Here is a 22,612-nt window from a genome sequence, read left to right as displayed (position 1 = left end):
ATGGGCGTCCGAATAACCGGTATGGGCATTGTATCTGCAATTGGACTGACTGTTGCAGAAAATTTGCAGGCGCTGATGGAAAGCAGGTCGGGCATTGAGCCCGTGCAGTTTCTGAAAGAGGCAGAAGGGCTCTTGGTTGGAGAAGTGAAAATGTCCAACGAAACATTGCAGCAAGCGCTTGATACAGGTCCCAAAGGCATTTCCCGCACCTCATTGTTGGGGTTAAAAGCCGCAAAAGAAGCCTGGGGCGATAACAAGCACATCAGCGGACTCCGAACAGGCATTATCTCGGCAACTTCCGTCGGCGGAATGGATCGGACAGAGGACTTTTACAAAACCTATCTCGCCGGCACTAATCCCGATTACAATATCCTAAAAACCCACGATAGTGGCAGCACGACGGAACGAATCGCTGCTGAACTGGGCATTTCCGGTTATATCAATACACTTTCAACAGCTTGTTCCTCAGGCGCTAATGCCATTATGCTGGGCGCGCGGCTGCTTCTAAATGGTAAGCTCGACCGGGTCCTGGTAGGCGGTTCGGATGCATTAACCAGGTTTACGATCAATGGTTTTCGCTCATTAATGATCTACGACGATGCATGGTGCAGGCCGTTTGATGAAAGCAGAAGTGGTTTAAATCTGGGGGAGGGCGCTGCGTTCCTGCTGTTGGAAAATGAAAAGAGTGTGCAGATTTCAGGAAACAAAACGATCGGATATGTGAATGGTTGGGCCAACGCAGCTGACGCATATCATCAAACTGCATCGTCACCGGAAGGAAAAGGGGCAACCCTGGCGATAAAGAATGCTTTGGCCAAGTCCGGTGTTGCCTTGTCTGATATTTCTTACATTAATGCACACGGGACCGGGACGAAAAATAACGATCTATCCGAATCAGTAGCGCTGATGAATGTTTTTGGGAATGATATTCCGGCATTCAGCTCAACAAAACCATATACGGGGCATACCCTTGCTGCTGCCGGTGCTATTGAAGCCGTCTTTTCGGTTCTTGCCATTCAGCGCAACCTGATTTTTCCAAACCTGAATTACAAAACGCCCATTGCGGAAACCGGGCTCAATCCTGTTACTAGACTGCAAAGTGATAAGCCTATTAAAGCTGTATTGTCCAATTCGTTCGGTTTCGGTGGGAACAATTCATCGCTGGTTTTTTCAAGCCATAATTAGTTCAGATTACATAAATTCAAGATATCCTAGTTGTATTACATTTCTGCCGCATCCACCATTTCACATCAGCCAACATTCCGGAATGTTGGCTTTTCTGCCAGCATTGAGCCGTTGCAGGAATCGTCAGCACTGTTAAGTCCCGATTACAAAGTCTTTATTGACGCCGGACTTTTGCGGAGAATGAGCAAGATTTTAAGGATGTCGGTGGCTTGCGCAAAGGATTGCATAGGGCAGGCAAAAATCAAGCAACCAGATGCAATCATCGTTGGGACTGGATTAGGCTGTCTTTTAGACACCGAAAAGTTTCTTAACAATGTTATAACCATTGAAGGGTTGCTTCCGCCCACTGCCTTTATCCAATCGACCCATAACACGATGGCAGGGCAAATTTCACTAAGCATTGGAAACCACGGGTATAACATGACGCATACGCAAAATACCCTATCATTCGAGAATGCGCTCCTAGATGCTATGTTGCTTTTGGATGAGAATGGAGTTAACATTATGGTTGGCGCTGCTGATGAAGCCATTCATTTTTTAACAGATATTTCGGAAAACCTGCACTTAAAGATTGTTAATCCCATCACTTCCGGGGCATCATTTTTTATGCTTTCGGGTAATAGGAATAAAGAATCAATTGCTGGTATCAAGGACTCTCGTGCCATTGGTTTGGTGCGAGATATTACTGGTGAGATTAACAATTTTCTGAGAGAAAATGAGCTGAGTGCAGCGGATCTGGATCTGGTGCTGGTTTCTGATGTACATAAGCAAGATTCGGAAGGCGTCTTATCTCAAATTCAGAACCTGGGGATAGACAAAAGTAAATGTGTGGATTACTTGGCCTACTCTGGCATTTATCCAACGACTTCCGCATTCGGTGTACATTTGGCTGTGGATAGGATGAAAGCTGACAAATCACTCAGAAATGTGCTGGTTTGCAATACATTAATTCAAAGTAATCTGGGGTTAACACTCTTGCAATCAATTGAAGCATAACATTGTCACAGGAACCGCCATCACCATTTTTGCACTCAGCGGGATTATCTTCTGGGAAACAGGCTTCGCGTGGCTGATTTTCATTTTCATTGCCCTCGCATATCTTGCCCTTACTGCCTACGGCTCGTTCAACATTCAGGCCAATTATTTCCTAAAATCAATAAACACGGGTAAAAGAAAATCCATCGCCCTAACGTTCGATGACGGCCCGGATCCTGACACCACACCAAAGATTCTCGATATTTTAAAGGAAAAAGGAGTGAAGGCCACGTTTTTTGTCATTGGAAAACGGGCAGAAAAATATCCGCAGCTGCTTCGCCGCATTGATGAGGAGGGGCATATCATAGGAAACCATTCATACAGCCATCATACAATGATCGCTTTCTTCTCGAAAGACAAGCTGGCAAAGGACCTGGAACATTGCAACAGCATTATCAGTGGAATTCTTGGAAAAACACCAAAATTCTTCCGTCCACCCTTTGGCGTGACCAACCCGCGTTACGCGCGTGTCTTGCGTGATCTGAAACTGGATTCTGTGGGCTGGTCTGTTCGAAGCTTTGATACAAAAGCGCAAAATAAATACGAGGTTATCAATCGCGTCATGTCAAAAGTAAGAGCCAGGGACATTGTTTTGCTGCATGATAACCGGAAAGTCACAGCCGATTCAATGGAAGATCTGATCGAACATTGTTTACAGCAAGGACTGAAAATTGAGCCGCTTTCCAAGCTAATTCAACGTGAGCCCTATGAATAAAATTAGTGCTATACTGACTGCATTCTGTCTGACTATTGCCTGGGCGCAAGGACAGACATTCAAACCATCAGCAAACCCGGAAAAGGTTTTCCAGCAACTACGCAAGACTTCACAAGAGGTGAATTCCATTCAGGCTGCGTTTACCGAGGAGAAATTTTTAGCTGTTTTGAAAGAGCCGGAGCATTCATCGGGTAATTTTTATTACAAGAAAAATGACAAGATGCGGTGGGAGCAAAAATCGCCCGTTAAATATGTAATATTAATTAACGGTGATAGATTACGCGTCCAGGAGGCTGGAAAGGAGAAAAGTGTTGGTCAGGCTGGTAGAATGGCAGCGCAGATCAAAGAGCTTATGATCGGCTTGGTCAACGGTGATTTTCAGCAAAATAAAGCATTTTCGCAAAGTGCCATGGAAAGCACAGATCAGTATATGGTTGTGTTAACTCCTGTTAACCGTAGGCTGAAAAACATATATTCCAAGATAACCCTGGTTTTCCCGAAGAGCACAATGCATTTGAAGGAATTGTCTTTTTATGAAAAAGGCGGCGATAAGAGCGTGATGAAATTTCAGAATGAGAAGTTTAATCAACCGATAGATGACAATCTTTTTATCAATTTATAGTAACCCAATTTCAGCATGTTTGCGAAAAGCCTTTACGCTGTAACCAGCACCGAAGTAACCCCCGAAAGCCTTGTTTCGGATATTGCTATCGATGCGCAGCATGCCATCTTTGCCGGCCACTTTCCAGGTGCGCCGGTTATTCCGGGTGTTGTACAAATGCAGATCGTGAAGGAGCTCCTGGAAACACATATGGACAGAAAGCTGGCCATGAAATCCATGCGGACATGCAAATTTCTTGAAATACTTGATCCGTGGGAAAATCCAAATGTTCGTATCAATATCAAATTCAAGCAGTCTGAACTTTTAGAAGTCATCGCCTCAGGGGAGGACAATGGGAAAGTTTTTTTCAAAATGCAGGCAAGCTATCTTTAACAGAAAGTCCATTTCATAATGACCTTACAGGACCTTAATTGCTGCATCATTGTTCCTACTTACAACAATATCAACACACTGGGCCGTGTCATTGACTCCCTTCTTCCTTATTCTCAAAACCGGGATATCATTGTTATCAACGACGGTTCTACGGACGGAACAGCCGCTTTGCTGGCTCAATATGGCGATCAACTAACTATTCTGGACAACGGCATCAACCGCGGAAAGGGCTACGCACTTCGCGCCGGGTTTGCAGAAGCATTAAGACAGCATTACGACAACGCGATCAGCATCGATTCCGACGGTCAGCACCTTGCATCTGATATTCCGTTGTTTCTGGAAGCAGCAAAACAAAATCCTGGCGCTGTGATTATGGGTTCGAGGGACATGGAGCAGGAAGGCGTGCCGGGCAAAAGTTCTTTTGGAAATAAATTTTCCAATTTTTGGTTCAAGTTTGAAACAGGCATTTCACTTCCTGATACGCAGACTGGCTTTCGCCTTTATCCTTTGCGGGAAATCGGGAAGATCAGGCTTTTTACTATGAAGTTTGAAACGGAAATTGAAGTGCTGGTAAGGCTGGCCTGGCGCAATGTCCCGATCGTCCCGGTGAAAATACATGTGATTTATGACAAAGACGAGCGTGTCACGCACTTCCGCCCGATCAAGGATTTTACCCGGATCAGCATCCTGAATACATTCCTGGTCATCCTCACTTTACTTTATTATTTGCCCAAAAGACTGATCCGACAAATTAATAAGAAAGGCCTTTGGAAGATTATCAGGGACGAGGCTGTAAAATCGGATGAGTCCAATTTAAGCAAGGCAAAATCCATTGCTTTCGGATTTTTTATGGGCATTGTTCCGGTTTGGGGCTTTCAGTTGCTTATTGGCATTCCCTTGTCGATTTATTTCAAGATGAACAAGGTCCTTTTTCTTACTGCCGCTAACATTAGCATCCCGCCTTTTATTCCGTTTATCATTTTTGGGAGCTACAAATTCGGCGGCCTGTTTTATCAGAACGGTGTACAACTCACTTCATTTGAGAATCTTACGCTCAGCTCGATCCATGTAAATTTCGTACAATATTTTATAGGCGGCACATTGCTCGCAGTTGCAGCCGGACTGGCAGGCTTCCTGATAACTTATCTTTTACTGGCTATTTTTCGCAAGTAACGGCGCTGGCCCGGCGCTTCCCCAATTACTAAATTCTACAAATTTTTATAAAATCTATACGAATTGATCAAAAATTAGCGGTTTCGCATTTTGTTATGAGGTCCCATTCTCTATATTTACGAGATTTTAAAACCTATAACCTAATTTGTTTATCGCATGAGTAACATTACCTATTTAGTGCCGGCTTTAGGCCTTGTTGGCTTGCTGGTTATGTTCTTCAAAAGAGGCTGGGTCGTCCGGCAGGATGGTGGAAGTCCTGAGATGAAAGAGATCGCGGACGCAATCGCAGATGGTGCCCTTGCCTTCCTGAAAGCCGAATGGCGTGTACTCATAGTATTTGGTATCATTGTTAGTATTCTACTCGGTTACTCGGGCACATTGGTTGAAAATTCCAGTGCCTTCATTGGTATTTCATTCCTGATTGGTGCGTTCATTTCAGCATTTGCGGGCTACATCGGGATGAATATTGCAACAAAATCCAACGTCCGCACCACGCAGGCGGCACGCACAAGCCTCACTAAAGCATTGGAAGTGTCGTTCACCGGCGGTTCTGTAATGGGCATCGGGGTGGCGAGCCTCGCCGTAATTGGTTTGGGCGGACTGTTCATCATTTTATATCATTTTTTTGTCGGTGACAGTACGGACGTCAATGGTCTGGGCATGGAAAAAGTGCTTGAAGTGCTTGCCGGATTTTCGCTTGGCGCGGAGTCTATCGCACTTTTTGCGCGCGTAGGAGGCGGTATTTATACAAAAGCTGCTGATGTTGGCGCCGACCTTGTAGGAAAAGTGGAAGCCGGAATTCCGGAAGATGATCCTAGAAATCCTGCAACTATTGCAGATAACGTAGGTGATAATGTGGGCGACGTAGCCGGTATGGGAGCGGACTTGTTCGGGTCATATGTGGCAACAATTTTAGCAACAATGGTTCTTGGCCGTGAGATCATTGCCGAGGGAACGGATAATTTTGGCGGCATAGCCCCGATTTTGCTTCCTATGGTTATTGCCGGAATGGGCCTTATCGCTTCCATCATCGGCATGCTGCTCGTTCGTGTTAAAAATGACCAGGGAAATGTGCAGGCCGCTTTGAATTTGGGTAACTGGGCCTCAATCATTCTTGTTCTGATCGCCAGCTATCCACTCACATTGTGGATGCTGCCCGAAGGAACATTAACCATTCGCGGCGTCGATTTCACCGCGCTGGACGTTTTCTGGGCAATTTTGCTGGGATCCATTGTAGGCGCAATCATGTCTATGGTGACGGAATACTACACGGCTATGGGCAAAAGACCTGTTCAATCCATTGTAAATCAATCTTCGACAGGTCACGCTACGAACATTATCGGCGGACTTTCTGTGGGTATGGAATCTACGGTTATTCCTACATTGGTGCTGGCAGCCGGTATTTTTATCAGTTATGAATTTGCAGGCTTGTACGGTGTTGCGATTGCCGCAGCCGGAATGATGGCCACCACAGCCATGCAATTGGCTATCGACGCTTTTGGGCCAATCGCGGACAATGCAGGTGGAATCGCCGAAATGGCACATTTGCCGGAAGAAGTTCGTGGTCGTACGGACATTTTGGATGCGGTTGGTAACACAACTGCTGCTTCCGGAAAAGGTTTTGCCATCGCTTCCGCTGCACTTACTTCGCTGGCGCTTTTTGCTGCTTTCTGCGGTGTAGCGGGCATTAGTTCTATTGATATTTATAAAGCCAATGTCCTGGCAGGCTTGTTTGTAGGGGCCATGATCCCGTTCATTTTCTCATCGCTGGCCATTGCTGCCGTGGGTCGTGCTGCCATGAAAATGGTTGAAGAAGTGCGCAGACAGTTCCGCGAAATCCCTGGCATTATGGAAGGCACCGCCAAACCGGAATATGACAAATGTGTGGCTATTTCTACGCAGGCTTCTATCCGTGAAATGGTTGCGCCGGGCTTGATCGCACTTATCGTTCCCGTCCTGGTCGGTTTTCTTTTCGGGCCGGAGGTGTTGGGCGGAACATTGGCGGGTGTGACGGTGTCGGGTGTGTTAATGGGAATTTTCCAGAACAATGCCGGTGGCGCCTGGGATAACGCGAAAAAATCCTTCGAAAAAGGTGCTGTCATCAATGGTGAAACCTTTTACAAAAAGTCAGAGCCGCACAAGGCAGCCGTGACGGGAGATACAGTAGGGGACCCATTCAAAGACACATCGGGCCCATCCATGAACATCCTGATTAAGCTAATGTCCATCGTCTCCCTGGTAATCGCCCCGCACATTGCTGTGGATAAGGACGATCTGGAAGGTAGTTTAAAACCAAAAGAAATTCAGGTTAAATCGGCTCAGGTTTCAACTGTTGACAGTGAGGCGATTGTTGCGGTTTATCCATTGAAGAAGATTGTGAAATAAGCGCTTATTATTATTTAAAACCGCCCGGCATCAGTTTGTCGGGCGGTTTTTTTTGTTTTTAGTTAATAAAATTGCATCTTTTGATAATTAATAACTTCGATCATGAACTAATATTGAGTAAATCGATAATACAGCAGCGCTTGAAGTCTTCAAAACCCCAGTTAAATAAATTGGGTATTAATAAGATCGGCTTGTTTGGTTCAGCACGTAGAAATAAAAGAAATGAGGACAGCGATATAGACATCTTGATAGATTTTGATAATGATATGGAGACCTATCTCAATTTTATTGCTGCGTGCGACTTTTTGGAATCAATGTTCCAAGAGGAGAAAGTTGACGTTGTTTCCTTGAAAGGGCTGAGCCCGTTTATAGGCCCTCATATTCTTAATGAGGTTGAATATGTCTAAGACATACATTGAATATTGACGCCATGTTTTACTGGAATGCGAATCAATAAGGAATTAACTCCCCCCGGAACGATTTTTGTTGAGTTATTTTGCTTTTGCCTGGATTGCTGATAAGGCGGTTGGTGCGGGGCGATTTATCTCATCAAAAAGAATGATCATGAAAAAAGTATTTGTTTTAGCTGCAATGATCGGATTGTCGACGGCAGCATTTGCACAACAGGACGACTCGAGAACAAAAACGGAAAAGGCTGTCGATAATACGAAAGCTGCTGGCAAAAAAGCTGGTAAAGAGATTAAAAAAGACGCTAAGGTGGTTGGTGAAAAAACCAAAGAAGGCGCAGAGGCAGTAGGTGATGGTGTAGAAAGAGGCGCTGACAAGGTTGAAAAAGGAAGCAAAAAAGCTTACAAAGCAACCAAAAGGGAAGCCAAAGAGGCCAAAGAAGACATTAAAGAAAAAGTAGATAACTAACGGAACTCCCGTTGATTTGCATGCCCATCAGAACATTCCCGTTTTGATGGGCATTTGTATTTTACAAAGAACATACTTTTAGATATTGATCAATGATGAAAATATTGTACTTATTGATAAACAGGAACTTAATTGCGTGAAACACCCGTTCATAATTAATAAGTTTTCAGAAATTCATGAGTCGCAAGCAGTATTTTTTCATTATTCTCATCCTTGGCTTCCTGGCCACAGTCAGCCCTTTCTCCATTGATATGTATCTTCCTGGTTTTCCGCGCATTGCGTCGGATCTGGGGACTACAATCGATCAGGTGCAGTTGTCCCTGACGAGCTATCTGATCGGGATCTGTCTTGGGCAAATATTGTATGGTCCACTGCTGGATCGTTTTGGTAGAAAAAAACCATTGTATGCCGGGTTAGCCTTGTACGTGGTTGCATCTTTCGGTTGTGCCCTTACATCTTCTGTGGATTCATTGATTGTGATGCGTTTCTTTCAGGCCATGGGCGGATGTGTGGGTCTGGTGGCTTCGCAAGCGCTTGTCAGTGACCTTTTTCCATCTGAAAAACGCGCCGAAGTTTTCTCCCTGATTACCCTCGTTATTGCCGTTTCACCCATGATAGCCCCTACGATAGGCGGTTATGTGACTGCTTCCATTGCATGGCAGTGGATATTCATCATTCTGGCCGGAATAGTTTCCTTGATTATAGGTGCCATATATTTCTTTCTTCCAACGGGCAGGCCGGCTGATACTACGGTTTCACTGCGTCCTAAGGCGGTTATGAACGGTTTCGTGACGGTTATCAGACAGCCGCAGTTCCTGATCTACACATTAGCAGGCGGTTTGGCAACAGCGGCTCCATTTGCTTATATCGCCGGTTCTTCGGATGTCTTCATGAACATTTACAACGTTTCCGAGCAACAATACGGTTGGATTTTTGCGTTTCTTGCCGCTGCGATGATCGGTTCCACACAATTGAACCACATTTTGCTTAAAAAATTCAAGAGCGAGCAGATCATAAAGGTCACTTTGTTTTACCAAAGTATTGTAGGCATTTTCCTTATAGCAGGTGTTTATAACAACTGGTTTAGCCTGTATTCGCTGATCGGGATGATGTTCGTTTTTCTTACCGGACAGGGCCTGACCGGGCCGAACAGTTCCGCATTGTCACTTGCGCCATTCCGCAAACATACGGGCAGCGCTTCGGCGTTGATGGGGAGCTGGAGAATGGGTGCCGGGGCAATAATTTCTGCTATTGTGAGTATTCTGCACAACAATACAGCCTTGCCAATGGTCGGTATGATGGCGGCCTGTTCTTTGGGTGGGCTCGTTATTTTACACGCCGGTAATGCGGTTGTAAAACATCAGGTAAGCAGAAAAGAAGTGGAAGACGATGTTTCGGTTTTGCTTTAATCGAGCTCACTGCTATACGGCGCAGAATTTTGCGCACCGGCGCGGGTTACGGATATGGCAGCCGCATCGCAGGCAAAACGGCAAGCATCCGGCCAGTCTTTGCCGGAAGCAAGTGCGGTGAGTAGGGCCCCGTTAAAAACATCCCCGGCAGCCGTCGAGTCCAGCGCGTTCACTTTTTTGGAAGGTATAATTTCAGCAAATCGTTGATTGGATAAATAAACTCCTGCACTGCCCAGCGTAATGATAACATGCTCAATGCCAGCTCGGTGAAAGAAGTTGGCAGCTTGGTGCATGGAGACTTCATTATCTGGATAAATGCCGGTCAGGATCCCGGTTTCCGTTTCATTGGGCGTGATCAGAAAAATACCTTCGAGCAGTTGTTTGCTTAACGCCACCGCAGGAGCGGGGTTGAGGATAACTTTAATGTTGGAACGCAGACACCTATTAATAATGTATGCAACAGTGTCCAAAGGAATTTCCAGCTGGATCAACACAAAGGCGACATCATTGAAAATCTCATCAGGAAGGTCTGTCGGGCGCAGATCCATATTCGCGCCGGATGCCACGACAATCTCGTTTTCACCATTTGCATTGACGGTAATAAGCGCGACGCCGGAAGCATAATCAGCGGTTTCAAGCAGATATTGAATGTCAAGGCCTTCTTTCAGAAAACCTTTTTTTGCCTCTTCCCCAAAAATATCCCGACCGATTTTAGCCACAAAGCGAACGTCATCACCCAGCCGCGCAGCTGCAACGGCCTGATTAGCACCTTTTCCCCCGGCATTCATCATAAATGTTCCACCGAGAACGGTTTCACCGGGTTTTGGAAATTCAACCGTTCGCACAACCATGTCCGTATTGGAGCTTCCGATCACGAGCACCTTATTTCCCATTCCTCAACGTTTTCTGGCAACTAAAATCCCTAATCCGTAATGCTGCGGATAGTTATAGAGTTTGTGACCCGTTTTTTTGGCCAGATCCTTCACAGCCCTCCGCACCTCGGGGAAACTTTCCGTGTCGTGAAAAATCGTGCAATCGCTATGTTGTGCCGCCCAGAGGCCACATTCAAATGTTTCTGCGTACTTATGGACAATGTCAACGTGGGCCAGGTTATAATGTTGATTATCAGTAGCGATCCAATCTTTGTAATCTGATTTTACGAGTTGAATGTTCGCATAGCCAGCAAGCCGCTTGCTGGTTTCTTCAAAATGCTCATTTTTATTGACTGTATGAACATCCCCCTCAAAAGTGTCCACGCCGGTGACGCTTTTAAAATAATTGGAAAAAACCACCGTGGAATATCCAAACTCCACACCAAATTCAATGCAGCGGTCCCGCTTTAAGTCAAATTGATCGATAATGTCCTCTACGATCATTTCAAGCCCTTTCCACGCCGAAACAATTTCCAGCATTTTCTCAGGCTTCCGAAAATTTTTTGGCTTATACGGCTTGATATCCGCAATAAAATTCTCCCGAATGAAAGTTCTTAATCCCATGGAATGTTGAGTATGTAGTTATTACAAACCTAGAATAAAAAATTCAGACAGGGACAACTGATTTCATCAAAACATGGAGCACAACAAAGGAAAAGCTTTCTGGATTGAGCGTATAGCAAACTTCTAAGCCGAACCCAATGGATATCCGTAACAAAACAGTACAGAGCAGGACAGTTAAGATATTTGAATTGGCATTATTGTATCAATAAATGTGTATTTTTTTAGTTAATTGATTATATTAAATAAAAAATTGCGCGTTTTTTCCTGAACCCACAGTTATGATTTTTAGAGGAAGATTGATTTTGCCCATGCTGCTGGCTGGATCGGCGCTTTGTTTCCAGTCCTGCAACAAATCGTCAGATAACCAGGCTGTTGAAGAAGATATTCCAAAGGAAGTCAGCTATAACTTTGATATCCGGCCTATCCTGTCTGACAAATGCCTCGCCTGCCATGGTCCCGATGCCAACAAGCGCGAGGCCGGATTACGGCTCGATGTGGCCGAAGATGCGTTTAAAGCTTTGCAGGAAAATCCAAAAGCGCACGCATTGGTCGCTGGTAAGCCCGAACTTTCACAGGTCTATCTGCGCATTACCACCGCCGACACGGCACTTCGCATGCCTCCCACAGGCTCCAATCTCAAATTAACACAACGCGAAGTTGACCTGATCGAAAAATGGATCAGGCAAGGCGCAAAGTATGAAAAGCACTGGGCTTTTGTGGCGCCGAAAAAACCTGCGTTGCCGGAAGTCGACGATAAGGATTGGCCTAAAAATGAGATCGACTATTTTATTTTACAAAAACAGGAACAAAAAGGGGTGAAACCCAACGAAGAAGCCGATAAAGAGCGACTGCTAAAACGCCTCAGCCTGGACATTACCGGATTGCCGCCGACATTGAAAATGATGGACGAGTTCATGGCCGACAATAGTGCAAACGCCTATGAAAAAATGGTCGACCAGCTCTTGAAAAGCCCTGCATATGGCGAGAAAATGGCCATTCACTGGCTGGACCTGGCGCGTTACGCGGACTCGCACGGTTACCAGGATGACGGTTACCGCACACAGTGGCCATGGCGCGATTGGGTGATTCATGCATTTAACAAAAACATGCATTACAACGACTTCGTAACATGGCAGTTAGCAGGAGATTTGTTGCCAAACAGTTCAAAGGAACAATTACTGGCGACAGGTTTTAACCGAAACCATAAAATCACCGAAGAAGGCGGCGTGATCCCCGAAGAATATCGAATCATGTATGTAACGGACCGTAATGACCTGTTTGGTAAGGGGTTACTCGGCGTTACGCTGGAATGTGCCCATTGCCATGACCATAAATACGATCCTTTTTCCCAAAAGGAATATTACCAGATGTTCGCGTTCTTCAATAATGTGAAAGAAGTAGGGATAGAGTCCGTGATCGGCGGGCCGGAAACTTATGCGAAAAAGCCCTTGATGGAGATCAGTAATGACGACGTAAAGAACATTCTGACATTCATTAACAAGCCTGACACGAACCGGTTGATCGTCTCGGTAATGGGTGATCTGGACACATTGCGGAAGACGCATATTTTGGAACGTGGCGTTTACGATGCGCCGGGTGATGAAGTGCAGCCCGCGACGCCCACTTCGATTTTGCCATTTGATAAAAGTTATCCCAAAAACAGGTTAGGGCTTTCCAAATGGCTTTTCGATAAAAAAAATCCTTTGACTTCGCGGGTCTACGTGAACATTCTCTGGCAGGAATTCTTTGGAAAAGGAATTGTCAAAACGTCCGGAGATTTCGGCATGCAAGGCGAGCTTCCTTCCCATCCTGCATTGCTGGACTGGCTCGCGACTGATTTTATGGACCACGGTTGGGACATTAAACGGCTTGTAAAACAAATGGTTACGTCTGCGACTTACAAGCAATCCGCTGTTGTGACGAAAGATAAGCTCGCGACGGACCCGGACAACATTCTCCTCGCTCGCGGGCCGCGTTACCGCATACATGCGGAATTTATCAAAGATCTCGTGCTTGCCAGCAGCGGCCTGCTCAACAAAACCATTGGCGGACCCAGCGTGAAACCGTATCAGCCCGCCGGGCTCTGGGAAGGCGCAACGTCAGGACGTGGGTTGCTATCCGTTTATAATCAGGATCATGGCGGTGCATTGTATCGGCGGGGGATGTATACATTAATCAAAAGGACGGTCCCGCCGCCGACCATGAGCATTTTTGATGCGAGTAACCGCGACTTGTGCGAGGTGAAAAGGCTCAAAACAAACACACCATTGCAGGCGCTAGTGATGATGAACGATCCGGCTGTGCTGGAAGCGTCGCGTGTGCTGGCGACCAAGCTGTTGCAGGAAAAAAGTGAGGCAAAAGAGAAGATCATAAAAGCATTCCGGCTGATCGTTTGCCGCAAGCCGAGTGATAAGGAACTGGACGTGCTAAGCGCGTATTATGACAAACAGTTGCAATCCATTAAGCCTGAAAAGGCGGAGAAAATGGTAACGGTAGGAGAGTACCCGCTGACCAAAAAGGTGGATAAAAAGGCGCAGGCAGCATTAATGCGCGTCATTTCAACCATTTATAATCTGGAAGAAACCATAACAAAATCTTGAAGCCGACAGCAAAAGCTGAAAGCCAAAGTTTGAAATAATATGGAAAAGGAAATATTAGAACACGGGATCAACTTCAACAGGAGACGTTTTTTGTCTTCCATGAGCCTCGGGATCGGCGGCGTGGCATTAGGCTCTTTGCTCATGCCCGATCTGTTGAAAGGCGGAGGATTTGAGGAAGACGGTTTGGCGCCCGGCATTCCGCATTTTGCACCGAAAGCAAAACGGGTGATTTATATGTTCCAAAACGGCGCTCCTTCGCAACAGGAACTGTTTGATTATAAGCCAAAACTGCGCGAAATGCTCGGCAAGGAAATTCCGCCATCGGTTCGCGGCACGCAGCGGTTGACCGGCATGACAGCCAACCAAGCGTCGTTTCCGCTGGTCGGGTCCTTTGTGGACTTCAAACAATATGGCGAGTCGCGTGCTTGGGTGAGTGATCTGATGCCTTATACGGCCAAGATCGTGGATGATCTCTGTTTTGTGAAATCCATGTATACCGAGGCGATTAACCACGATCCTGCCTTAACATTCCTGCAAACGGGCTCGCAGCAGGGAAACCGGCCCAGTATGGGTTCCTGGCTGAGTTATGGGCTTGGTAATGAGAACAAAAATCTGCCCAACTTCACGGTTCTGCTTTCGCGTGGCGTTGGGAACGGACAAGGGGTTTATTCTAAATTATGGTCCAATGGCTTCCTGGATTCGGTGCACCAGGGCGTGCAGTTCAGTAAGGGCGAGGACCCGGTTCTGTATCTCCGTGACCCGGAAGGAATGGACCGGCACGATCGCCGGGATATGCTCGACAATCTTTCGCAACTGAATGAACTTTCATACCAGGAGTTTGGCGATCCTGAAATTACGGCCAAAATCAAGCAGTATGAAATGGCTTACCGCATGCAGACTGCCGTGCCGGAGGTGATGGATTTGTCCAAAGAATCGGACGACATTATCAAATTATACGGACCGGAATGTCTGGTTCCGGGCACTTATGCGGCCAACTGTCTGCTCGCAAGGAAACTATCCGAAAATGGCGTACGCTTTGTGCAACTTTATCACCAGGGCTGGGACCAGCATGGTAACCTGCCTTTTGAGATTACCAAACAGGCCATGGACGTAGATCAGGCATCGGCAGCATTGGTTACAGACCTGAAACAGCGTGGGTTACTGGATGAAACACTCGTGATCTGGGGCGGAGAATTTGGCCGGACCAGTTACACGCAGGGAAAACTAACGGCTGATAACTACGGCCGCGACCATCATCCTAGATGTTTCACGATATGGATGGCTGGCGGTGGCATTAAGCCGGGAATGGTGTATGGAGAAACGGATGAACTGGGCTACAACATTGCCAAAGATCCCGTGCATGTGCATGATTTCCAGGCAACTATCCTGCATCAGCTGGGCCTGAACCACGAAAAGTTGATCTTCAAACATTTGGGAAGAAGATACCGGCTCACGGATGTTTCCGGTAAAGTGGTGAAAGACATTATCAGCTAAAATATCTGGCAGTAAACGATTGATCAATTTATCGGCTAAATTTTAATGCATTTAAGATTCAGGGTTTTTGCAGAACAGTTATTAGTTGCCTCTAATATTGTCATCCTATTTTTACTGATCTTCGAAGACAAACTGGTCATTCCGGCGTGGTTACAAACGGTCGGGCGCATGCATCCGCTGATCCTGCATTTCCCGATTGTGATCTTGCTCATTGCTATGTTGCTGGAATTTTTCCGGTTCCGGCCTGAGTATGCGACCAATCTTTTTTACAAAAATTTTCTGCAAAATATGCTGCTGGTAGGCTCGCTTTTCGCTGCTGTAACGGTGGTGATGGGGCTTTTTTTGTCGCAGGAGGAAGGTTACTCCGGCGATATTCTTGATTACCACAAATGGACCGGCGCGGGCATTTTCTTTTTCGCATCACTCATTTATTTTGTACGAAATACAACCTGGTATAAGGCGTCTATTGCCAGGGCGGGCGCTTTTCTGACGGTCGCAGTATTAGTGTTGACGGGACATTATGGTGCTGCATTAACGCATGGCAGCAACTTCATATGGGAACCGATCGACAGTCAGAAAACCATGGCGGCGGTTCCTTTGGAGCATGCCGTTGTGTTTACCCATGTGATCCAGCCGATATTAGAACAAAAATGCACCAGCTGCCATAATCCGGACAAGCTGAAAGGCAAGCTGAATATGACGGATGCTGAATCTTTGCTGAAAGGCGGTAAATCCGGAAAATTGTTTGTGGCAGGAAATCCAGAGGTGAGCTTGCTGCTGAAACGCGTGCATTTGCCCCTGGATGACAAAAAGCATATGCCTCCGACAGGCAAGGCGCAACTGACATTGCAGGAGATTTCTTTGCTCACACTTTGGGTTAAAAAGAATGCGGATTTTACGAAAAAGCTCACCGAATTGCCTGCAAACGATTCACTAAGGATATTTTCCGCTGCCTACTTGAAGCCCGTTGAACAGGAGATAGCCTACCAATTTGATGCTGCTGATGAAGAAACTATTGCGAAACTGAATACAGATTACCGCACCATTTTGCCGCTTGCCCGGGAATCCCCCGCGCTGGCCGTCAACATTTACAACAGCGCAACATATGATGTGAAGCAACTGGAAGAACTGAGCGAGATCAAACAGCAAGTTATATCATTGAACCTCAATAAAATGCCTGTAAAAGATGCGGATTTAAAGAGTATTACGCAATTTGAAAACCTGCGCCGGCTCGACCTGAACTTTACAGATATTACGGCTAACGGTTTAAAGACATTATCATCATTGAAACAGCTGGAAAACCTAACATTGTCCGGTACAAAAGTCGATTTCAATGATCTGAAAGCATTATTGCCGAATCTTAAACCACTAAAAACAGTTGCAGTCTGGGACACGAAGCTGACTGCTGCGGACGTGCAAAACCTACAAAAGGCGAATAAGAACATTGACATCATCGGCGGGTTCAAAGACGATGGCAAAAGTCCTTTGAAACTCAACCCGCCACAGGTGAAAAACAGCTCCACGATTTTTGCAAAATCGCTTGATCTGGAGCTCAGGCACACGATCAAGAATGTAGACATTCGTTACACGACCGATGGCTCGGAGCCGGACAGCGTCAAGTCGCCGTTGTTTGATAAAATGCTGGTTACCAAAAGCGGGACTATTAAAGCCAAAGCATATAAAGATGGCTGGTATGGAAGCGATCTGGCTATTTTTGAGTTTTTCAAAAGTGCCTATAAGCCAGACAGCGTCAACTTGTTAGCGCCGCTGAACCGTGTTCACCAGGCAGAGGGAGCGAAGACGTTTTTTGATCATAAGCTGGGTGTTATCGGAGCAAACAATCCTGCCTGGGCCAACAACTGGGCGGGTGTGAAGGACAATGACATGGCATTCATTTCAGAATTTAAAAAGCCAGTCCTGTTATCGTCTCTCGGCGTGCATTATATGGTAGAAGAGGACACGGGAATTTTCCCCCCCGAATCGATTGAAATATGGGGTGGTGATAATGCGCAAACTCTGAACTTACTGACGAGGTTCAAGGCGAAGATGCCAAAAAAAGGGGATAGGCCCAGTTTACAAACCGTGGAAGGAACATTCAAGCCACAGAGCCTTTCTTACGTGAAAATCATAGCGAAACCATTAAACAAGATTCCCGACTGGCACAGAAGCAAAGGCAATAAAGCACTGCTGCTGGTGGATGAAATGTTCCTTAATTAACTGATTTCTAGCTTGTAGAGACGCGTCTTAACATTTCCGCACATGCGCGCGCATTGTGATACGGACATTTCCAGAAGTTGACCTTGTCGCCTTTTACGGGCGTGCCGTCGGCCTTTACGGTGCCGTGCCATTCACCCTTTTCGTGATCTACGAACTTGCCTACAATGTAATCCCAGCTGCGTTCAGCCTTAACTTTATATTGTTCGTCTTTGGTCAGCTGGTAAGCATTGTAAAATCCGACCATTTGTTCCGCCAAAACCCACCAGGAGCGATCCGTTTGCAAATGTTTTGTTTCAGGATCAAATTCATAATTCAGGGCACCATCCGCTGCCAGTCCCTTACTCGCAGAATCGGCCATCGCTATTGCCACTTTTTTGAGTTTGGCAATCAGGCGCTCATCGTGCAGGATCTCCGCAGTTTCAAATAAAAGCCAGGAAGCTTCAATGTCGTGCCCATAGGAAACAATGTGGTCTTTCGATTTCCATTTTTCGTCAAAAAACAGCTCCATACTGTGCGTTTTCGGGTTCACGATCCTGGTAATGATCGCTTCCAGCATGTTAGCGGTTTGTTTTTTCAATTTCGGGTCCGGCCACACGCTGTATAAATTGGCATAAGCCTCCACCAGGTGCAAATGCGTGTTCATACTTTTGATCCACGGACTTTTGCTCAGAATGTAATCGTCTGTGCTGGACCAGTCGCGGTCAAATGCTTCGCGGTAGCCGCCATTAACCGGGTCAAATGCGTGTTTTTCAATGACATTAAATAGTTCTTTTGCCTTATCTAATGCAGGTTGAAAATGTGTAACGCGGAAATATTCGCTGAGCCCGTACATGGCAAATGCATTGCCGTAGATCTGCTTTTTGGTTTCCAAAGGCGATCCGTCCGCTCTTACAGACCAATACACGCCACCATGCTCATGATCAAAAAAATACTTTACCAGTTGCTGGTAAGCGCGGTCGGCCAATGTCAGATATTTGGCTTCTTTAAACAGCCGGTGCGCGAGTGAGTAAGTCCATAAAATACGGCCTGTCAATACAACCGAGCGATCAGCATCTTTAACAGGCTGGTTTTCATAATTCACCCGACCATAAAATCCGCCTTTTTCTAGGTCAGGGCCGTGTTTTTCCCAGTAAGTAAGGATGCTGATCAGTTCTTTCTTGAAAGCTTCGGGAGTAAATTCGGCCATGTTCCAATTTGTTTTTAGCAAAAGTATGGGGCCTACTAATCATACTTATGGCGAATCCGGACATAAAAAAACCGGGCAAGGAAGTTGTCCGGTTTTATGAATATGTTTGAAGAGACTAGTCGCCCTGGTTTTCTTCCAGGTTATCGTGATTGTCTCCGCCGAGGCTGTAATAGTTGTTTTCTTCGTCTTCTCTGCCGATCATTTCGTCCTCGTCATCGTCCTCTGATCCCGGAACGTCCAGGTCGTCGCCAGTCAGATCATCGTCGAAGGATTTTTCATTCCAGTCATCCGATTCCAGTTCGATCTCACTCTTTACTTTTGAAATGTCCTCAGGATCAATATCCGGATCAATCAGGCCCTGACGAAAAATGTCTTCTTCCGCGGGATAATTTCCTGGCAAATCGTCGTCAAACAATTCATCGTCATCATCGTCATATGGATTCATAGCTCAAAATTTATTGGTTTGCTGGTTGTTAGCGAGGTTTTTCTAGTTCTACGGTTCAAATATGTTAAAAAAAATCATTCCAATTTACATTTATATAAGGAAAATTGAGCGGGCACAACAAGTAATAAAGTTTCGGTGAAATGCTTTCTAATACAGACACGGAATTTGTCCGCACGGCGGTCAGCCTTTTATTTATTTAACTCATTATTACTCATTGCATGAGCAAAAAATTATCAAAAATCACAGGGGCATTTCTGGCATTAGCAGGCGCCACCGGCTTGTTTGCTTACACAAATGTTCCGGCTAATCCTCCCACATCCGGTAACAAAAAATTCCCGATTGAAGCAGCTGAGCTTAAACTGCCCGCCGGCTTTTCGGCAAAAATCCTGGCAACAGACCTCGGCGCAACCCGGCACATGGTGATCGGGAAAAATGGTGATATGTATGTGAAGCTTTCCAAGCTGAAAGACGGCAAAGGGATTTACCACATCAAAGACACAAACGGCGACGGTGAAATTGAGAGCAAAACGCTTTTCGGGGATTACCAGGGAACGGGCATTGCAATCAAAAACGGTTATTTATACAGCTCTTCAAACAAAGGGGTTTTTCGTTATAAACTGAATGATAAGGAGGAAGTTGTAGATTTTGAAAAACCTGAAAAGATCATTGAAGGACTGACCGATCATGGCCGCGACAATGCCAAGCCGATCACGCTGGATAATGCGGGTAACATTTATGTTACAGTGGGTTCGTACAGTGATAATTGCCGTGAAACCGGCTCGGGCAAGGGAATGTCTCCCTGCACGATTCTGGATTCTGCGGGTGGAGTCTGGAAATTCAAGGCGGATAAAGCCGGACAGACTTTTTCAGACGGCGTACGTTTCGCGACGGGTGTAAAGAATGCAGTAGGAATTGACTGGGATCAAAAAACAAATGCATTGTACGCAACCGTGCATGGACGTGGAAAGTTTGATGATTTTTACCCTCAATACTACACCCCAAAACAAAGTGCTAAACTTCCTGCCGAAACGCTTTACAGATTAAAAGAAGGCGACGATGCAGGCTGGCCCTACATTTACTACGACCATTTCCAGAACAAAAAAATCCTCGCACCTGAATATGGCGGTGATGGTAAGAAGACGGCGGGTGAAAAAGCAATCAATCCTCTGGTTGCATTTCCGGCGCATCTCGGTCCTAATGCGATCATGTTTTACACTGGTAACCAGTTCCCGGCGAGATATAAAAATGGCGCATTCATTGCATTTCACAGCCAGTCTGCGGAGCTGAAAAAAGGCTATCTGGTTGCATTTGTGCCATTTGTGAATGGTAAACCAGGCAAATGGGAGATTTTTGCGGATAATTTTGCGGGAACGGACCTGGCTAAACCAACCGGCCCGATCCAGCATCGCCCATGCGGGCTCGCACAAGGCCCCGACGGCGCACTTTACGTAACCGACGACCTGAATGGCACTATTTTTAAAATTGATTACAAGAAAAAGTAGCTTAGAGGCTTAACCCGCCATCTACATAGATATTCTGGCCCGTGATGAAGCGCCCTGCTTCGGAACACAATACAACGGCCATGGCAGCACAATCCTTCGGGTCACCAATCTGGCCCGAAGGTGTTTCCAACCGCTTGTTGATCCTTTCTTCCACCTCCGGAACATCCTGTTCAAGCCGGGGTGTTCCGATTACGCCGGGAGCCAGATTATTAACGGTCACGCCTTTGTCAGCGAACTGCATGGCTAGATTCTGCACCATATTAAGGACAGCCGATTTTGTAGCAGCATAAACGAGCATGGAAGGATGCGGCCTGGTTTGCTGTACGCTGCCCAATGTCACAATGCGTCCCCAACCATTCTGGATCATCAGCGGAGCGAATTGCTGGATTAGCAAGAGCGTAGACCGGAAGTTGGCATTAATCTGTGTGTCGAAGTCCTCGAAACCGATTTCATCCCAGTTCTTTGGGATCTGGACAGAAGCATTCAGTACGAGAATGTCCACATGCTGTCCGTTTTGTTTAACATGATCAAAAATTTCAGAAGCAACATTGGCCTTCGCAAGGTCCGACTGGACAACAGAACATTTGACCCCCAATTCCCTGATTCTTTCCGCCACTTTTTCAGCTTCATCTTCGTCGCTCCTACAATGCAGAATGACATTTGCACCATATTCGGCGAGGGCCAGTGCAATGCCTTCGCCGATACCCTGGCTCGAACCGGTTACCAGCGCAGTTTTTCCTTTTAAATTGAAGTTTTCAGAGATCATAACGTTCGTGTATTAAGACGTTCGTGTTTAAAAAATCCCGAAAACAATATTTTCATGCCAATGTTGCTGGCCCATGCCCTGCAAATTGGCCAAAAAAATGCCTGCCCGAAAAATCAGGCAGGCTGTAACAACGGTTATTTTCTTTAAAAATCCGTATTTGGCTTATCTAGGGATTCCTCTTTTATCCAGATATTCCGGTAATAAACATCATGGCCTTCTGATTGCAGTTTCAACCCGCCCGGTGTGTCCGTAATGCCTTTTCCTCCATCATTTCCACCATCGATTCCGGAATTAGGACCGCCCCAAACCTGGCTGATCTGCTGATTGGTATGAACCTTTTTACCATTGAAATACAATGTTACCATAGGCTTTTCAACCAGCTTGCCTTCCTTGAAACGTGCGGCCCGGAACAGAATGTCATAGGAATTCCACTTGCCTATGCCATTATAAGCGGCATAAGGAGACCTGGACTCGTTGATGACGGCAGCCATTCCGTGAGAAGTGGTATCGCCGTCCAAAACCTGGATTTCGTAACGGTTTTGTAAATAAACGCCGCTATTGCCGCCTTCTTTTGTGATCAGAAATTCGACGTGCGCGCGGAAATCCTTAAACTGCTTTTTGGTAACAATGTCCGCTGAGCCATACTTTCCGCCAGCCGATGCAGGATCGTTGCAGTTGATAACTGTTCCTTTGTCCACCGGATCGTTTACAACGGTCCACTTGATAGGAGGCTTGGCCGAAAAGCGAGGACCTTCCCAGTAAATCCACTTCTCATCCAGCATCTTGCGGCTGCCATCCATGAAAACCTCCGCACCTTTCGGCGCTTTCGTCCCAACGCCCACTTGTGCATGAGACACCGCCACAAATGCAAAGGCAAGTATGCCCTGGACTGTCACAGCCATTTTTATTCTGGAAAAAATCTGCTTCATATGGAAGATGTTAGTGATTGAAATCAGTTTGTACCAGTTCAGTCTGGCATTGTTGATAAGGCTTGCTGAATTTGTAAATACTCCTTTTGCTATATCTTTTGTTACCATGTAGAACAAAAGCCACATGTAACCCGACGTATAATATCGTAAAAATCAGACGGTTCCACACTCATAGCTCTTTCAGGAATAAAATCACGCATTTCGC

Annotated in this window: 20 protein-coding genes; 14 read left to right on the top strand and 6 right to left on the bottom strand. The window is 46.0% G+C overall.

Annotated elements, in window-relative coordinates:
• From G395_RS0111390 to G395_RS0111345, 10 genes are all read left to right on the top strand, one after another.
• Entirely contained in the window at positions 1–1,185 is a 1,185-nt protein-coding gene (locus tag G395_RS0111390; protein ID WP_026630156.1) for a beta-ketoacyl-[acyl-carrier-protein] synthase family protein, read from the top strand.
• A gap of 30 nt (positions 1,186–1,215) precedes the next feature.
• Positions 1,216–2,181 carry a beta-ketoacyl synthase chain length factor gene (locus G395_RS0111385; protein WP_026630155.1) on the top strand — a complete coding sequence of 322 codons (966 nt, stop codon included), beginning with the start codon at positions 1,216–1,218 and terminating at the stop codon, positions 2,179–2,181.
• Positions 2,171–2,935 carry a polysaccharide deacetylase family protein gene (locus tag G395_RS0111380; RefSeq protein ID WP_026630154.1) on the top strand — a complete coding sequence of 255 codons (765 nt, stop codon included), beginning with the start codon at positions 2,171–2,173 and terminating at the stop codon, positions 2,933–2,935. The genes G395_RS0111385 and G395_RS0111380 overlap by 11 nt, the downstream gene beginning before the upstream one ends.
• Positions 2,928–3,557 (top strand): flexirubin biosynthesis/transport protein LolA2, encoded by a 630-nt coding sequence (gene lolA2, locus G395_RS0111375; protein WP_026630153.1) that lies wholly within the window; start codon positions 2,928–2,930, stop codon positions 3,555–3,557. The genes G395_RS0111380 and lolA2 overlap by 8 nt, the downstream gene beginning before the upstream one ends.
• Before the next feature lie 15 nt (positions 3,558–3,572).
• Positions 3,573–3,929: an ApeI family dehydratase gene (locus G395_RS0111370; protein ID WP_026630152.1), complete on the top strand. Its 357-nt coding sequence runs from the start codon at positions 3,573–3,575 to the stop codon at positions 3,927–3,929.
• An 18-nt stretch (positions 3,930–3,947) separates the two neighbouring features.
• Positions 3,948–5,102 (top strand): DUF2062 domain-containing protein, encoded by a 1,155-nt coding sequence (locus G395_RS0111365; protein ID WP_026630151.1) that lies wholly within the window; start codon positions 3,948–3,950, stop codon positions 5,100–5,102.
• Between the two features lie 156 nt (positions 5,103–5,258).
• Positions 5,259–7,487, top strand: coding sequence for a sodium-translocating pyrophosphatase (locus G395_RS0111360; protein ID WP_026630150.1), 2,229 nt, complete (start codon positions 5,259–5,261; stop codon positions 7,485–7,487).
• Between the two features lie 140 nt (positions 7,488–7,627).
• Positions 7,628–7,894 (top strand): nucleotidyltransferase family protein, encoded by a 267-nt coding sequence (locus G395_RS0111355; protein WP_229204139.1) that lies wholly within the window; start codon positions 7,628–7,630, stop codon positions 7,892–7,894.
• 157 nt (positions 7,895–8,051) lie between these two features.
• Entirely contained in the window at positions 8,052–8,363 is a 312-nt protein-coding gene (locus tag G395_RS0111350) for a hypothetical protein (protein ID WP_157486679.1), read from the top strand.
• Between the two features lie 176 nt (positions 8,364–8,539).
• On the top strand, positions 8,540–9,772 hold the full coding sequence (locus G395_RS0111345; RefSeq protein WP_035361111.1) for a multidrug effflux MFS transporter: 1,233 nt from the start codon (positions 8,540–8,542) through the stop codon (positions 9,770–9,772).
• On the opposite strand, the gene rbsK is transcribed toward G395_RS0111345, so the two are convergent.
• Together rbsK and G395_RS0111335 are read right to left on the bottom strand one after the other, a co-directional pair.
• Complete coding sequence (gene rbsK / locus G395_RS0111340; RefSeq protein ID WP_026630146.1) at positions 9,769–10,665, bottom strand: ribokinase; 897 nt, start codon at positions 10,663–10,665, stop codon at positions 9,769–9,771. The two genes, G395_RS0111345 and rbsK, sit on opposite strands and share 4 nt — an antisense overlap.
• A gap of 3 nt (positions 10,666–10,668) precedes the next feature.
• Positions 10,669–11,268 (bottom strand): class I SAM-dependent methyltransferase, encoded by a 600-nt coding sequence (locus G395_RS0111335; RefSeq protein ID WP_026630145.1) that lies wholly within the window; start codon positions 11,266–11,268, stop codon positions 10,669–10,671.
• Between the two features lie 278 nt (positions 11,269–11,546).
• Here G395_RS0111335 and G395_RS0111330 point away from each other — a divergent pair, with 278 nt between their 5' ends.
• Genes G395_RS0111330 through G395_RS0111320 form a run of 3 tightly spaced genes read left to right on the top strand, consistent with a single transcriptional unit; the run spans position 11,547 to position 17,579 of the window.
• A complete protein-coding gene (locus G395_RS0111330; protein ID WP_035361107.1) occupies positions 11,547–13,868 on the top strand; it encodes a PSD1 and planctomycete cytochrome C domain-containing protein in 2,322 nt (773 codons plus the stop codon).
• A gap of 39 nt (positions 13,869–13,907) precedes the next feature.
• Complete coding sequence (locus tag G395_RS0111325) at positions 13,908–15,362, top strand: DUF1501 domain-containing protein (protein ID WP_026630143.1); 1,455 nt, start codon at positions 13,908–13,910, stop codon at positions 15,360–15,362.
• 45 nt (positions 15,363–15,407) lie between these two features.
• Positions 15,408–17,579, top strand: a complete 2,172-nt coding sequence (locus G395_RS0111320; protein WP_026630142.1) for a c-type cytochrome domain-containing protein — start codon at positions 15,408–15,410, stop codon at positions 17,577–17,579.
• A gap of 7 nt (positions 17,580–17,586) precedes the next feature.
• Here the strand turns inward: G395_RS0111320 and G395_RS0111315 are convergent, their stop codons facing one another.
• Entirely contained in the window at positions 17,587–18,765 is a 1,179-nt protein-coding gene (locus G395_RS0111315; protein ID WP_026630141.1) for an AGE family epimerase/isomerase, read from the bottom strand.
• 115 nt (positions 18,766–18,880) lie between these two features.
• Positions 18,881–19,210: a hypothetical protein gene (locus tag G395_RS0111310; RefSeq protein ID WP_026630140.1), complete on the bottom strand. Its 330-nt coding sequence runs from the start codon at positions 19,208–19,210 to the stop codon at positions 18,881–18,883.
• A gap of 218 nt (positions 19,211–19,428) precedes the next feature.
• Between G395_RS0111310 and G395_RS0111305 the strand changes: the two genes are divergently transcribed.
• On the top strand, positions 19,429–20,712 hold the full coding sequence (locus G395_RS0111305; RefSeq protein ID WP_026630139.1) for a PQQ-dependent sugar dehydrogenase: 1,284 nt from the start codon (positions 19,429–19,431) through the stop codon (positions 20,710–20,712).
• A gap of 1 nt (position 20,713) precedes the next feature.
• Here the strand turns inward: G395_RS0111305 and G395_RS0111300 are convergent, their stop codons facing one another.
• Both G395_RS0111300 and G395_RS0111290 read right to left on the bottom strand, forming a co-directional pair.
• Positions 20,714–21,478 (bottom strand): SDR family NAD(P)-dependent oxidoreductase, encoded by a 765-nt coding sequence (locus G395_RS0111300; RefSeq protein WP_026630138.1) that lies wholly within the window; start codon positions 21,476–21,478, stop codon positions 20,714–20,716.
• 143 nt (positions 21,479–21,621) lie between these two features.
• Complete coding sequence (locus tag G395_RS0111290) at positions 21,622–22,407, bottom strand: 3-keto-disaccharide hydrolase (RefSeq protein ID WP_026630137.1); 786 nt, start codon at positions 22,405–22,407, stop codon at positions 21,622–21,624.
• Positions 22,408–22,612 lie beyond the last annotated feature (205 nt).

The sequence above is a fragment of the Dyadobacter alkalitolerans DSM 23607 genome (assembly GCF_000428845.1).
Lineage (GTDB): Bacteria > Bacteroidota > Bacteroidia > Cytophagales > Spirosomataceae > Dyadobacter > Dyadobacter alkalitolerans.
This window is presented reverse-complemented; position numbering and strand designations above follow the sequence as displayed.

Bases quoted from the DNA above. Each gene is read 5' to 3' on its own strand.
- G395_RS0111300 (WP_026630138.1), bottom strand. From the start codon at position 21,478: ATGATCTCTGAAAACTTCAATTTAAAAGGAAAAACTGCGCTGGTAACC.
- G395_RS0111310 (WP_026630140.1), bottom strand. From the start codon at position 19,210: ATGAATCCATATGACGATGATGACGATGAATTGTTTGACGACGATTTG.
- G395_RS0111320 (WP_026630142.1), top strand. From the start codon at position 15,408: ATGCATTTAAGATTCAGGGTTTTTGCAGAACAGTTATTAGTTGCCTCT.
- G395_RS0111325 (WP_026630143.1), top strand. From the start codon at position 13,908: ATGGAAAAGGAAATATTAGAACACGGGATCAACTTCAACAGGAGACGT.
- G395_RS0111350 (WP_157486679.1), top strand. From the start codon at position 8,052: ATGAAAAAAGTATTTGTTTTAGCTGCAATGATCGGATTGTCGACGGCA.
- G395_RS0111305 (WP_026630139.1), top strand. From the start codon at position 19,429: ATGAGCAAAAAATTATCAAAAATCACAGGGGCATTTCTGGCATTAGCA.
- G395_RS0111365 (WP_026630151.1), top strand. From the start codon at position 3,948: ATGACCTTACAGGACCTTAATTGCTGCATCATTGTTCCTACTTACAAC.
- G395_RS0111335 (WP_026630145.1), bottom strand. From the start codon at position 11,268: ATGGGATTAAGAACTTTCATTCGGGAGAATTTTATTGCGGATATCAAG.
- G395_RS0111330 (WP_035361107.1), top strand. From the start codon at position 11,547: ATGATTTTTAGAGGAAGATTGATTTTGCCCATGCTGCTGGCTGGATCG.
- G395_RS0111290 (WP_026630137.1), bottom strand. From the start codon at position 22,407: ATGAAGCAGATTTTTTCCAGAATAAAAATGGCTGTGACAGTCCAGGGC.
- G395_RS0111360 (WP_026630150.1), top strand. From the start codon at position 5,259: ATGAGTAACATTACCTATTTAGTGCCGGCTTTAGGCCTTGTTGGCTTG.
- rbsK (WP_026630146.1), bottom strand. From the start codon at position 10,665: ATGGGAAATAAGGTGCTCGTGATCGGAAGCTCCAATACGGACATGGTT.
- G395_RS0111390 (WP_026630156.1), top strand. From the start codon at position 1: ATGGGCGTCCGAATAACCGGTATGGGCATTGTATCTGCAATTGGACTG.
- G395_RS0111345 (WP_035361111.1), top strand. From the start codon at position 8,540: ATGAGTCGCAAGCAGTATTTTTTCATTATTCTCATCCTTGGCTTCCTG.
- G395_RS0111370 (WP_026630152.1), top strand. From the start codon at position 3,573: ATGTTTGCGAAAAGCCTTTACGCTGTAACCAGCACCGAAGTAACCCCC.
- lolA2 (WP_026630153.1), top strand. From the start codon at position 2,928: ATGAATAAAATTAGTGCTATACTGACTGCATTCTGTCTGACTATTGCC.
- G395_RS0111315 (WP_026630141.1), bottom strand. From the start codon at position 18,765: ATGGCCGAATTTACTCCCGAAGCTTTCAAGAAAGAACTGATCAGCATC.